Origin of the sequence: Cohaesibacter sp. CAU 1516, assembly GCF_005771485.1 — a bacterium.
Lineage (GTDB): Bacteria > Pseudomonadota > Alphaproteobacteria > Rhizobiales > Cohaesibacteraceae > Cohaesibacter > Cohaesibacter intestini.
In genome coordinates this window covers 149,972-162,631 of the sequence record NZ_VANT01000008.1, presented here as the reverse complement: position 1 = coordinate 162,631, position 12,660 = coordinate 149,972, and the positions used below count along the sequence as shown (strand labels likewise).

The following is a 12,660-nucleotide window of genomic DNA, read 5'->3' as shown; positions in this document are numbered from 1 at the left end:
CTGGACCCAATATCTCGCCGCGCATCAAAATCCTCGCTAAGACACGTCAATAAGGACGTCATTATTGACGTGTCTTAAATCAGAAGACCGAGTTCGGAAAGGCGGTGCCAACCGGGTGATTACCTACTCCGATACCGCTCCATCGCCTGTTTGGCGACAAGGAGTTCGAGATTGTCATAGGTATAGTCCATGCCGTGAAGATACTCGTCGCGATGGATGACGTAATCAAGCACTGTGCCAAGGGCGTCATCAACGGGGATGCCCTCATGGTCGGCGCATCGCAGGACAGTATTCAGAAGCCATTCCTGCGAGGGGGCAAATTCATAATCCAGTGCCCAGTCATACCAGCGCCAGACAAGGCGGTAGGTTTCTATCTTCCGGGTTACACCATCGGGGAATTCCAAGTTCCGAACAGAGGTTCGAAACATCTCTTCCCGTTCCCTTTCAACCAAATAATCAAACATATTTGCAGTTTACCGGATTTAGCAGCAGGGCTGCAAACTTCATTCAATTTCTGGTTCATTTTCAAAGCCATGGCGCATAGTGCGGGAAGCACTATCGAGACGTTTTTCCAGATGATTGATGCGCCGCTCTCGCATGCGCATCCATGCACGATCTGAATCATCAGAATCCTCAATCCAAGATGGCTTCGGGTAGTTGTATTCAGGAACGGTGGGATCATTGTCCCGATCAGCAATCAACTGATCCAGTTCATTGCGGGTGACAATGTCAGGCTCGGTGTCTGCCATGAGGTTTCAGGCTCCTTGACAAGAGAAACACCCACCCGCATGAAGCGGATGGGTGATGTAGTAGGGCGATCACATTTCAGGGTCGTGGTCGCGTGAAGGGGTGTTGTCACGCTCACGAGTAGGGAGACCCTGTTCAGCACGCACCTGTTGGAGATAGTCAAACGGGTCTTTCTCAAAGGCCTCGTTGAACTTTGAGGCAATCATCGCCTTCATTTCATCCTTCGGATAACCAGTTTGATCTGAAAGTCGATCCGCATAAGCCGAAAGCGTTTTGCTATAATAACCTTTTTCATCAATCTGATTTTTGATTTTATCCGCATAACCTTGCGCCTCCTTGTCATGAACCTCTTGCCATGGCACTGGATCAGGCGTTGCCACGACAGGGCCATTGGCAGACTGGAACACTTGGGCTTGTTCCAGATTGTCCGGCAGCTCCGCATTCTGGAAGTAGTCTTTGAGCGGAGTGCCTTGTTGGCTGCGCGGAACACGGGCAACGCCATCGCGGGTTGGGATCAGGCGGGTTTCTCTTGGATCGTCCATCTTGCTCTCCTTGGGTTTGGCTATCTCAATTTTCGGAACACAACGAATGGGCAATCAGGACCATCCAGAGTGAACTGCTCAAGGCCGATATAGTGACAATCAGACATCGGACCCGGCCTTGAGTAACTCCCAGTAAAGCTGTATTGCAGCCGCAAGTGGGGCGTTCCCAGGGCAAACCCGGTCGCAATCAGGGCGGAAGTCACAATCGCTATAGAGAGCGGCAAGCGGGAGATGATGTATTCCGCGATCAGAGGCCAACGCTTGACGTCCATCACGGGGAAGCGACCACGGCGTGTTACCTTGGCTTTCTTGCCTTTGATGATGACTTCGACAGGTTTCAGGTAACGTTTGCCGCCATACATGCTGTTTGGCGACAATTCCATACGCCAGGGTGACACCGAGAAGACCTGTACCTTGCGCGATACAATTGGCTTTAAGTTGCCATAAAAGATCAATTGAGCGTCTTTGCGCAAACGGCGGATCTCATCAGGCTTTTGCAAAGGCCTGCCTGTATGGCTTAGGCTTTCCTTCACATCATCATCTTGGAAGGCATAGCTAACACTGCCCGTGGTGATGTCGCCAAGATACTTGCTAATGAACTCCAGAGTGGTCTGCGACCGGATACCGCCCAAGAAGACCTTGATATCTGTCTCGGACAAGATGGTCTCATAGGCGGCGGGTCCATAGACCCGTTTCAAGTCCTCCAAATCTTGCGTTCCGCCCACCCATTTGACCCCATAGGATCTGAGGAGCGTCAATATGGTCGGAAGCGAATAGAGTGGCGAGTTGGCACATTCATCATGATAGATGATCACTGGGACATTGTTGTTGGCGCGCACCAGTTGGTCAGTAGCAATCCAGAGCATGAGGCCAGCCCATTTGCCCAACACCTCTCTAATGGCAAAATCAACGGTCAGATAGGCGGTGATCTTCTCGGTCTTGAGATCAGCAAAAGAGATGGTGGTCTTGGATGTGATATGCGCCAAATAATTTCCCGGCCCAAAAGCTTCCAAAGCTTGCATAGACCCGATGCGGAATTGCTCAAATGTCTTGGCTGCGCCATCTTCCCCAAAAGCCATCCGGTGCAGGTCATCAGCCATTTGGGCAATCTCGCCCTTGAATTCTGTGCAACGTCCGGCCTGCATCAAAAGCTCATTGAGAAAGCCCGCATTGGTCAGTGCTCGATAAACAGTGGTTAGATTGCGGTGCTCAGCGGGGCATGTTGCGACCACCGCCAGCTCAAGCGTGACAATCATCAGACGGGTGCCATCACGAAAGAACTTGTTGGCACCTTCTTGAGGTGGTTCAGGATAGAGTTGAAGCACCAAGCCGCGTGCCAGTGACAAGGCTGCAGGTGAGCCAATCTTGAAGAACTCAAAGATATAATCGAGGGGGTTCAGACAATCGGTTTCAGTGCCCATGGGATCAAGAACGACAATGCGATGCCCGAACTTCTTGGCTCGCAAGTCTGCGGTGGTTTCGAAAAATTCCCGCTTGATATCAACGACAATGCAGCTTTCGTCGTTGCTCACGAGCATATTGGCAAAAGCCGCCGTGCTCTTAGAGCTACCTGCAGGCCCGATGATCAGCATATGGGTTTCTGTTATGAGCCATATAACAGTCTTGCCAATCACTCCGGCAAAGCGACTGCCCCATGTTCGAATGTGAAGCCCGGCATGCCGTGCCTCTTTTTCCGTCAAAAAGGCAGACGTACCATGAGAGGAACCTGGACTGATGGCTCTCAAATATCGGGCAAAGTTGCGAAAGCCATTCCAGCCAACGCCAAAAGCCTTCATCGCATGAACAACAGAGCCAACAACCAAAGTCCCCGCAAGGAGTTTCATCCAATCGGGAGAGTAAGATCCCGGCCAGAAATAATAAGCCCCATAGGCAAAGCCAGCGGACAGAATGGTTGACCCAATCAAACTTGGGCGCTCAGAGGGAGGTTGATTTGACACAATCGCTTCCTTTCGCAAAAAAGGCGCTCCGCGTGATGCGAAGCGCCTTTTGAGATTGGAGTTTTCCTGCGATCTGTGAGGGCGAAGACCGGGCCGGGCTTGGGCTATTCTCCGGTCAAAACATCCTCCGGCTTGATAATAACCCAGGCCTTATTTGGCACTTGACCGTCACGCATTACAGTTTCTGCACCTTTGCCTTTGTTTCCCCTTGTCTCGGCAATCTTGAAGGGTTTGGCCCAAACCTGATCACCGATGGCAATGCGAATTTCGCCAGAGACACCACCAGCAGGCACCTGACCGCTATAAATATTGATCGCCAGCATTGTATCGCTGAGATCAAACGTGCCGTTCAAAGCCACAGTCTCAAAGCCATTGACGGGGCTGTTGCGGAAGTCCTTGTAAAGCTGACCTTCCTCGGTTGCCTGCCCAAAGAAGATTACAGGCGAGGATGGAGTGGGGCGAACAAACAGATCCAAGTCAGCATTGGGAGCATTCCAGCTAATACCAATACGAGGATTAACCGCACCACGCCAGACTGGCTCAGGAGCAGGTTCGGGCATCGAACGCGCGTCGTAAATCTCTGCGACCTTTCCTGTATCGCGACCAAACTGGATCATTTCCAACTTGTCCGTCGCGACCAGTGGTTGGCTGTGTTTCACATCCGGCGCATCTGTTCCGGCCTTTTCAAACAAGGTCGCCAGATCATTGCCGAAATAGGCAAGCGAACCACCATGTGCCTCAACGCTCAAAGACCAGAAGCGTTTTACATGATAGCGATGCGCATTGGACACAGCCCAATCATCTGTAAGGGTTCCGATATAGACATCATAGCCTTTCAAGGAACCGGAAAGCCCGGCAGTGCCATAGGAGCTTTCCCCAACACCAGCAGCAATGTGACCGTCATTGGGAACACGACCACCCACCATAGACAATGAAGGCGATTTCGGATCATCCTGGATCTGTGACCCCAAAAGGATCAAATCAGCCCCTTCTTCTGTTTGGTAATTCTGACGCAAGGTTGCAAACAAAGCGGGCATATCAATCCCGCCAACGCGCCCCGGAACGGCCTCAGCACCTTTGAGGAACTGTTTAAGGCCAGCCAAACCCTTGGCATTAGCATTCAAGAACACACGCGTGTTATTGGCATGCTTACCAGTTGGAGCTTTGAAAGTAGCCATCAGCTTGCCTTTGCTTGCATCAAAGAAGCGCGCTGTCTCACCGGGCTCAAGTTTGTCCAGCATATGAGTGATCGCCTGTTCAGCCTGTGCCTTCAAAACATCCGGGCTTTGTTGGGATGAGAAGCCAAACACCATGTCCCGAGCAATAGAAGGGGTAGAAAGAGTGGTGACTGCAAAAAGTGCAAGTGCGAATGTTGAGCGTTTCATAACGTCTCTCCTTGATTAAAGAATGGATGGGGATGGTTGACCGCGACGGCCTTCAAACATCAGCAAGGCGGTGTTGATATAGCCTGCAAGTTCAGCCTCAAGTTTGCCTTGTTCAGCGAGAAACTCATCCAACTCGTCTTCGAGTTTGGGCAGGCGCTTCTCAAGGGCGCTTTCGCGTTTCTTGAGATCGACATAGTCTTGATTGGTGTGGAAATAGTCAGGGGAATAGCGACCTGCGATAATAGTAAGACGCAAGGCAAACACAGCACCGATCAGGATTTCTGTGCTAAGCGAGACGATGATAAACACCGTATCGCGAACTTGATCCCACCAAGAGGTTTCATCAAGTATGCCACCCCCAGTAACGCTGGAACTAAGGCCATGATAGGAATTGGCATAAAGCAAAATCCAGAGGCAAACGGAGACAAGCATCGCTGATACGAGTGAAAAGATGTAAACTCTTGTCTGCCAGCCATTTCTGAGGAAGCCGTGGATTGACTTGATCGCAAAACCGCACAAGGGTGCCAGAGCGGCCATAGAGGCTGGCAACAACGGATTGTCCAGAAAAACAACAACACCGCTCCCAATCAGATTGGTGTAGGCCGTGATAAAGGAGGCCACCACCGCCATTGACGTGGCCGCACCCAGAATGAACACTTCGACCTTATGGCGGCTTTGCCATTCACAAAACTCAGCCTCAACCATATCGGCATCGTCTTTATCGCGATTGCCACGCCAGGATGGTGTTTTCTCGCTCGTTTCGCGCAGTTTTGCTTTCACATCAGAAAGCTCAGTTTTAGCAAACTGATATTGCTCTTCCTTTCTCGTGATTTTACTCTTGAGCCAAGTCAGGCTTCCCATATAGGCGGCATAAAACGCGGCCTCGACATTCTTCATCAAATAGGATTTGGCGGTATCATCATCTCTAATTTGAAGCGCCGTCGTCACATAGAGAGTGAGCTGCTCCAGAATGAAGCTCTTCAACATCGTCCCTACATCCATAGGTGTGCTGTTGCCCCAAAACTTGTCTTTTGACATGGTCATTCCCCTGTCTCTGTCGAAAAAATCTTCACCGAATAGTTTTTCCGGTATGCAGGTTTTCGTCAGATCCTATGGGGCAGAACTGGGCGCAACTCGGGCTAACTAAACACCACAAGAGTGTTTCAGCGCACACCGATCCACTCATGCGGGTATTATTTTTGACTGAACGGGCCGAAATCTGGTATACTCTAAGGAATTGAATTATAGATAGATTTATTGATTTCTTTGGGGTTTTGGTGGGCTATACGGACGAATTTACTATCATCGCGAAAGCACAGAAAGAGCGTGACCGACAGGTTGATTACGACGATCACAACAATGCGCTGCGTGGCACGGATGTGGGCCGCGATCTTCGTTTTCTTAGCCCCGAAGCGCACGAAGCGGTCAATGGCGACCGTAAAGCCAAGAAGGGGTTAGATCCTTTAGAATTGGCTTTGCTCAGCGCTGAATATGCTCAGATGTATAATCTGGTCTTAGATGGTAATAGGGACGCACAAAACGCCATCACAGACCTTGGAGATCGCATTGACCTCCTTATGGATAAGGTCAATGAGAGGATTGATCAGACGCTCGACAAAGCCGTGACTTTGCCGGATGGCCGTAAGGTGTTCATGCATGAGGACGGCAAAGTTTACACCAGCGACGACAAGCCCGTAGATCCGGTCCATGTTGCTGGGATTGATTGGACAGACCGCCCAACCTACAACGAATATCGCGCATTGCTAATAGACCGAGATCGCTTGCAAGAAATCCGCGATGAAAATGACCAAAACAGCTTGCGCCTCGGTGAGATCCGAGACGATCTTGAAAACCGCGACAATCCGCTATCCCAGAACCAACTTCAATCCCACAAGAAGGAGCAAGAGACCATTGGCGACCGGACGGATGAATTGAAAGGTCGCGTCTCTCAAATCGAAGAACGATATGATGAGAATCGGGAGCCCTCGCAATCCAGCCCATCTCAATCAATCGCAGTCGCACCAAAGGCAGAGGGTCTTAATTTTTAGACTTGGTGTACTTGAAAGAACCACATTTCCGTTCAGCAACCGCGATAATAATCGACATTGGGTGATGATCAGAGTTCTTCCCCATAACCTCCCTTATATAGCGCACATTTCCTTCCCGATCTGAATCAAACCAGCTCCCGATGCAATCTGATTGCTTTATGTCGTTCTGGCTAGCAATCGTGTTTGCCGTCATGAGCACAGTTTGAATGTAGGAAGATATGTTCTCGTCTTTCCATCCCAGCAATTCCTTAGCCGTAAAACCCGCATATGCAGGCATGCAAAAGGCCAAAGACATTGCGGTAGTAGCGACAACTCGTGCCAAGCTCGACTTTCTCATAAGTGATGGAATTTGTTAAAGAAATAATACAGCTGAAACATGAATTATGCAAAACAGAAAAGTGGCGGAATTGCTGGATTTACAAAATCCAAGCCCCGCCGGAGCGCACCAGGATTCCCCAGTTCAAAAAGGATCGTTTTTGAAAAGGGAGTTGTGCCATGAGTTTCATGCCGGAGCTAAAATGTCACGGACGGCTCATGGGCTATGCCCGTGTCTCAACACCGGAACAAAAGCTCGACCTTCAAATCGATTGCCTCAATTCCGCTGGCTGCATACGAATTTTCAAAGATCACGGCATATCAGGAGCAAAAGCCAAACGCCCCGGCCTAGACGACATGCTCGCAGCGCTAAAACGGGATGATATGGTGGTGGTCTATAAACTCGACCGCCTCGGACGTTCCGTCCTCCACCTCTCCGATCTACTGGTGCGGTTCCAGAGAGAGGGTATTCATTTCAGCTCATTATCAGAAGGCATCAACACCGCCACTCCCGCAGGGCAATTGACCTTCCATCTGTTCAGTGCAGTTGCTGAGTTTCAACGCCAGATCATCGCGGAGAATACCGCTGCTGGACTGCATGCCGCCCGCAGGCGCGGCACACGCTTAGGCCGTCCTCGCCGTCTGTCCGAAAAACAAGCGATAGACGCGGCCCATACCATCACCAAAACAGGGCGCAGGCGCGAGGACGTCGCCAAGCGTCTTGGCGTCTCCCGGATGACACTAGACAGAGCCATACGCAGAGTGGGAGCAACAGCATGAACCGCGATGATAAAGATATTGTAGTAGATCACCTGATCGATATCATGACCGAGCTAGCACTTATCGAAAACCAAGTTCGGGCGTTGCGGCAGAATATCGAGCCCTTCGCGAACAAGCTGATTATTGAGGACATAAATAGGGACTAAATCCATTAAAATGGCGGCACCCCAAAATCCAGGATGCCGCCTATTGCTTTCTTAGAAGTCCAATTTAACTTCTGGTGCTTTGAGAGCTACATGTAGGCGTTGCAAACGCTTTTGGAGATCCTTTGATGGCGCTTGCTTTAGGCCGTGCAACTTGCACTTCCTCGGGAAATCAGACAGCCATTTGTAGCCTGGGTCATCGCCGAAAACCTCTTCAAGATAGTCTTCATGGATGACGATTTCTTTCCCCATCATATCGACAATGGTTCCCCCCGCATAAACGAAATAGTCCAGGCGAGATTGCAGTTCATCAATGATGCTACGACGGGACAAACCCAAATCGTATAAAAGGCACCCAACTGCTTCTGCGTTGCGCTTATTGTTATAGACCCTCACGTCATGCATTTCGATAAATCCAGATCCTTCCGTTGGGAAGGTCGTAGGAAGCTGTGCCATAGTTTGCTCCGTGACACTGCGGAGAGCTCTCCTGGGTTAACCCCGGGCTTGGTCGACAGGGAAAGCTTGGCCTCAAAAACGGAACAAAAAAACAGATATGGGACTGATACAAGCCTGATATCGAACTGATATAGTTACGTAAATCACTGTTTTGTTGAGTTTTTTTGATATATTCGATACAATGAAAGAATGAGCAAGACATATATCGAAAAAGCATTTGTGGAGACTGAAGTAGACCTACACTCCGATCAAACAAAAAAAGAAATCTGGAAAAATGAAGATGGACTTCTTCATCGAGGACGCGGACTACCAGCAGTGACGACCTATGATGTCGAGACAGGAAACCCCACTGGCAGAGAACGCTGGTTCAGAGGCATGATGCATTGCATTGATGGCCCTGCTATTGAGGTCATCTGCCCCAAAACAGGCACTGTTATTCATGAAGCATGGTATCGTTTTGATGAACCAAAAGGCGATTTGACCCGCGACGCAGAAACAGGAAAAGTTGTGCGTTCAGATTTCGAAAACGCTGAGAACCCGTTATCAACACAGCAATCTCAAGAACTTGTCCAAGAGTAGCATTTTCCAATAAACACAACTAATCTTCTCTCAAATGATCGGATTGAGAGATTCCATGAGCGGACCCCATATTTGCACCCCGTCCAAGCAAGCCTTTAATCAGTTTTCGAAACTGATTAAAACAGGACTACAACCCGATGCACCAGACCTTTCATGGGCGATTAAAGACACCCTTCAGCCTTCGCTTGTAGAGGCATTTGGCATGTCTAATAATAGAGTTGTACCACTAGTCTGGAAAGAATTCCTGACGCAGATAAATGCTCATTTTCGTGTAGGCAAGTTACACGAAGTGATTGAATGGGTTCAGGAGGACATCCAAGCTAAACTTCTAAATGTATGGACCTTTGGCGGGACCAGATCACATAAGGAAATCGCACTCGCTGCCTACTATTTTGCCCACATTTCCTCGAACGGCGAGATGCGCAAAGCAGCAACAGATATTGATCAAAAAGTCCTTGGCAGCCCGTTCAGTGAGCGTTTTGGTGCACCAGTTCCGCTAACTGAAGAAGATGTAATTGGATTAAGTAAAAAGACTTATAATCAGGGGACAAATAACCGATTGGAAGATCCTGAGGATGACGACAGGAATGGCCACAATCATATTCCAATACGGTGGTATGGAATTGTAGCAGCAGCATTGCTTATATCAGTTACATTATCTGCGTATTTTTACGCAACATACGATAACGTCCCGACGAAGAATTTCCATCAAGCAGAAATCAAAAACGACATTGCCACTGATACACCTCCCGGTTCTGACACTTTCAAAATAGCACTTGACCACGAAAAGGCAGGTCGAGAAGATGATCGAGTATCGGCTCTGTTACAAGCGAGCCATGAAGGGAACCCAACTGCTGAATTGGAACTCGCATTCTCCGACTATCGAACTGGATCAGGTTCAGAACTCGAAGCAGATTTCAATGAAATTAGTAATCGCCATGACATGATTTCCCGCGCTGAAGAAGGAGATGCAGAAGCACGATATTTCTATGGCCTCATGCTCATGCACGGCCTTTCAATAGGCAAAGATGTTTCAAAGGCACATACCCAACTCGTCGCCGCGATGAATCAGGGTATTGTTCGTTCGGCAATACCACTTGCCATCTTGATCTTGGATCATAAAAATATTGCTCCGAAATGCGCGGGTTTCTCTTATGCAAGCAGAGCTGAGGATAGCGGTTACCTGATAGCGAAGTGGATATTAGCCAGATATCTCAAGGACTATTCTTGCCCGGCCAAAATGGGTACTAAGCAAAAAGCAATCCGAGATGCCATTTCAAATTTGAACTCCGCTATTGAAGTCAACGGAAACGCAAAGTCTCAAAACCTTCTTGGTGTGATGTACAAAGAAGGAATTGGCTTTGCTAAAAGTGATGAAAGCGACACAGAAGCATTCAAATTATTCGAGCAAGCCGCTGAAAAGGGGAACTTAGACGCGAAAAACAATTTGGGGGTTATGTATGCCCAAAATCGTGGGGTGGAAATCAATGCGAAAAATGAACGAGAAGCGGTCAGGCTCTTTAGAGAAACCGCGAACTTAGGAAACGCCAGAGGTCAGTACAGTCTAGGTTGGATGTACATGAAAGACCGCGTTGGTGACGACAAGAACGCTGACGAGGAAGCTTTTAGATTATTAAACCTCGCTGTATCGCAAGGCCATGTGTCTGCAAAAATCGATCTCGCCTGGCTGTATCGACAAGGTCGCGGTGTTGAAAGAAATTATGAAGAAGCACTGAGGCTTTACGAAGAGGCAGCTTTGGCAGGAAACAATCTTGCCAAAATCAATCTTGGTTACATGTACATATCCAATTTAGGTGCACCAAAGAGCGAGCAGAACAAGGAAACAGCTTTTAAGTGGTATAAAGACGCTGCGGAGACAAGTGCGCAAGCCCAGTATCAATTGGGAGAAATGTACCTATACAATCAAGGAGTTCCAGAAGGGGACGATATCGATGCTAAAGCGCTTAAGTGGCTAACCAAATCTGCGGAGCAAGATTACCCTGCAGCAATTAACGGATTGGGTGTCCTTTACGAACATGGGCGTGGTGTCGAGAAGAGCCTTGTTCAAGCGCACAGCTATTATGTACAGGCATCAAGGCTTGGTAGTTCTATCGCAAAGACCAACCTAGGTTGGCTGTATACAAAAGATGTATTGTTTCGGCGAGATTACGGCAAAGCACTGCAATACTTTACTGACGCTGAAAAAGCAGGCGATGAGGCAGCTACAGCAGCAATTGGATACTTATATGCCTATGGGCATGGAGTCCCAAAAAATTTTACTGAGGCTGAACGCAGGTTTGAAAAGGCGGCTGCTTCTGGAGACAGCTACGCTCAGTTTTACCTCGGGCAAGCTCACCGATTAGGTTGGATTGGCAAAAGTGTTGATTTCGATAAGGCTGTAGACTGGTATCGTCAGGCCGCAGAACAAGGACACCAAAGGGCTCAATATCAACTTGGTTTGATGTATAAAAGAGGTCGGGTTGTACCTGAAGGTCCTGAAAATGATCGCCTCGCAGCTGATTGGTTTCAAAAAGCCAGCAATCAGGGTAATGGATATGCGCAATTTGAGCTTGCACAAATGTATGCAAAGAAGCGCGGAGTTCCAACGAATGTAGATGCCGATGCAAAGGCATTCGAGCTTTTCAAAAAAGCGCTTCCCAAAACTGGGGTGTGGGAACTTAGAAAACTCGCTGAGTGGAATACGCTATACTATAAAAACAATGAAATTAAGCTACTTTCCCAGATCACTCTCGAGAAATACATTGAAGAAAAAAATACCAATGAGTTATCTGAAATTTTCAGCAATAATCCTTGGTACTACCTATCGTTAATGGCGGGCGCATCTACAGTTTTCAGAGATGAAGAACATCCATGCGGGACTGGTGCTGCTTACTATTGGTGTTTTGACTATACAGAGACTGAACTACATGAAAAAATGAAGGCCATGTCTCAGGCAGGGGTGTGGGAAGCGAGTTTCACCCTAGTTTTTCATCACTACGAAAAAGGGGATTGTGAAGAAGCAAATAGATATTTGCGGCTAGCTATTAATAGCAGTCCCAAGCCTTCGAACAGATTTAAATACGAACTAGCTAATGTTCTCTATGAAATGCCCGTCGATTTGATTTGCAACAGGGGCGTTGATGCCACTTATGTGTTAAATGGTTTATTTGAAGCGGTTTATGAAGGCTATAACGCTGGAGATATTCAATTTGATATTGATCCACCCGCACAGTTCGCTGCAATATTTCAGGATCTTTATCCAAGTTGGATTGCCAAGTTTGAAAAGAAGTCTATTGACGACAACAATTCAGACTGGTGGCTTACTCTTGGTAGGCTCTATGCACAGGGTGGCCCCGGCATTTATAAACAGCCTAAAATTGCTGAATCTTGGTTTGAGAGAGCGGTAAACGCTGGCAAAGAACATGCGTCCTTTGAACTCGCAAAGCTGTATGTGAATGATTTTAACCCTCCCAGAACATCAGAAGCGATTAGTCTGATTAGTGCAAACAAGGAACCTAAGGCCGCCATTGAAGAACTTGAGCAGCTTCTTGATCGCGTTAACTCCGATTCCAATAAAGTGGCCACTACCCAAACGCTAAATGAAGCAATTTCCAATATAAAAAGAAACCTTCAAACAAGGCAGTAATCCAAGTTATATTAGCTTCTGCATATGTTGCAGACCATTTGCGTGCGGCAAAAGCCACAGA

The 12,660-nt window shown here is 48.2% G+C and carries 12 protein-coding genes; 5 read left to right on the top strand and 7 right to left on the bottom strand.

The genetic code is table 11. The annotated features are described in order from the left end of the window. Positions 1-119 precede the first annotated feature (119 nt). The 6 genes from FDK21_RS18065 to FDK21_RS18040 all read right to left on the bottom strand — a co-directional run bounded on the left by FDK21_RS18065 (position 120) and on the right by FDK21_RS18040 (position 5,670). Positions 120-428, bottom strand: coding sequence for a hypothetical protein (locus FDK21_RS18065; protein ID WP_138150342.1), 309 nt, complete (start codon positions 426-428; stop codon positions 120-122). A gap of 75 nt (positions 429-503) precedes the next feature. Next, positions 504-749 carry a hypothetical protein gene (locus FDK21_RS18060; RefSeq protein WP_138150341.1) on the bottom strand — a complete coding sequence of 82 codons (246 nt, stop codon included), beginning with the start codon at positions 747-749 and terminating at the stop codon, positions 504-506. A gap of 69 nt (positions 750-818) precedes the next feature. Beyond that, positions 819-1,289 carry a hypothetical protein gene (locus FDK21_RS18055; RefSeq protein WP_138150340.1) on the bottom strand — a complete coding sequence of 157 codons (471 nt, stop codon included), beginning with the start codon at positions 1,287-1,289 and terminating at the stop codon, positions 819-821. 20 nt (positions 1,290-1,309) lie between these two features. Continuing rightward, the gene (locus FDK21_RS18050; protein WP_138150339.1) at positions 1,310-3,247 is read right to left on the bottom strand and encodes a type IV secretory system conjugative DNA transfer family protein; all 1,938 of its coding nucleotides are present in this window, start codon (positions 3,245-3,247) and stop codon (positions 1,310-1,312) included. 104 nt (positions 3,248-3,351) lie between these two features. Then, entirely contained in the window at positions 3,352-4,632 is a 1,281-nt protein-coding gene (locus FDK21_RS18045) for a hypothetical protein (protein ID WP_138150338.1), read from the bottom strand. A 15-nt stretch (positions 4,633-4,647) separates the two neighbouring features. Next, a complete protein-coding gene (locus tag FDK21_RS18040) occupies positions 4,648-5,670 on the bottom strand; it encodes a hypothetical protein (protein ID WP_138150337.1) in 1,023 nt (340 codons plus the stop codon). A 239-nt stretch (positions 5,671-5,909) separates the two neighbouring features. Between FDK21_RS18040 and FDK21_RS18035 the strand changes: the two genes are divergently transcribed. From FDK21_RS18035 to FDK21_RS20690, 3 genes are all read left to right on the top strand, one after another. Further along, positions 5,910-6,680, top strand: a complete 771-nt coding sequence (locus FDK21_RS18035) for a hypothetical protein (protein ID WP_138150336.1) — start codon at positions 5,910-5,912, stop codon at positions 6,678-6,680. A 495-nt stretch (positions 6,681-7,175) separates the two neighbouring features. Further along, the gene (locus tag FDK21_RS18030; protein WP_138150335.1) at positions 7,176-7,775 is read left to right on the top strand and encodes a recombinase family protein; all 600 of its coding nucleotides are present in this window, start codon (positions 7,176-7,178) and stop codon (positions 7,773-7,775) included. Then, positions 7,772-7,921 carry a hypothetical protein gene (locus FDK21_RS20690; RefSeq protein WP_171022146.1) on the top strand — a complete coding sequence of 50 codons (150 nt, stop codon included), beginning with the start codon at positions 7,772-7,774 and terminating at the stop codon, positions 7,919-7,921. Before FDK21_RS18030 ends, FDK21_RS20690 begins: the two co-directional genes overlap by 4 nt. A 51-nt stretch (positions 7,922-7,972) precedes the next feature. Here FDK21_RS20690 and FDK21_RS18025 read toward each other — a convergent pair whose 3' ends face one another. Then, positions 7,973-8,374, bottom strand: a complete 402-nt coding sequence (locus FDK21_RS18025) for a hypothetical protein (protein ID WP_138150334.1) — start codon at positions 8,372-8,374, stop codon at positions 7,973-7,975. Positions 8,375-8,563: 189 nt separating this feature from the next. On the opposite strand from FDK21_RS18025, the gene FDK21_RS18020 reads away from it, so the two are divergent. Further along, complete coding sequence (locus FDK21_RS18020) at positions 8,564-8,953, top strand: hypothetical protein (protein ID WP_138150333.1); 390 nt, start codon at positions 8,564-8,566, stop codon at positions 8,951-8,953. 55 nt (positions 8,954-9,008) lie between these two features. Beyond that, positions 9,009-12,599 carry a tetratricopeptide repeat protein gene (locus FDK21_RS18015; protein ID WP_171022145.1) on the top strand — a complete coding sequence of 1,197 codons (3,591 nt, stop codon included), beginning with the start codon at positions 9,009-9,011 and terminating at the stop codon, positions 12,597-12,599. Positions 12,600-12,660 lie beyond the last annotated feature (61 nt).

Bases quoted from the DNA above. Each gene is read 5' to 3' on its own strand.
- FDK21_RS18065 (WP_138150342.1), bottom strand. From the start codon at position 428: ATGTTTCGAACCTCTGTTCGGAACTTGGAATTCCCCGATGGTGTAACC.
- FDK21_RS18060 (WP_138150341.1), bottom strand. From the start codon at position 749: ATGGCAGACACCGAGCCTGACATTGTCACCCGCAATGAACTGGATCAG.
- FDK21_RS18055 (WP_138150340.1), bottom strand. From the start codon at position 1,289: ATGGACGATCCAAGAGAAACCCGCCTGATCCCAACCCGCGATGGCGTT.
- FDK21_RS18045 (WP_138150338.1), bottom strand. From the start codon at position 4,632: ATGAAACGCTCAACATTCGCACTTGCACTTTTTGCAGTCACCACTCTT.
- FDK21_RS18040 (WP_138150337.1), bottom strand. From the start codon at position 5,670: ATGTCAAAAGACAAGTTTTGGGGCAACAGCACACCTATGGATGTAGGG.
- FDK21_RS18030 (WP_138150335.1), top strand. From the start codon at position 7,176: ATGAGTTTCATGCCGGAGCTAAAATGTCACGGACGGCTCATGGGCTAT.
- FDK21_RS20690 (WP_171022146.1), top strand. From the start codon at position 7,772: ATGAACCGCGATGATAAAGATATTGTAGTAGATCACCTGATCGATATC.
- FDK21_RS18025 (WP_138150334.1), bottom strand. From the start codon at position 8,374: ATGGCACAGCTTCCTACGACCTTCCCAACGGAAGGATCTGGATTTATC.
- FDK21_RS18020 (WP_138150333.1), top strand. From the start codon at position 8,564: ATGAGCAAGACATATATCGAAAAAGCATTTGTGGAGACTGAAGTAGAC.
- FDK21_RS18015 (WP_171022145.1), top strand. From the start codon at position 9,009: ATGAGCGGACCCCATATTTGCACCCCGTCCAAGCAAGCCTTTAATCAG.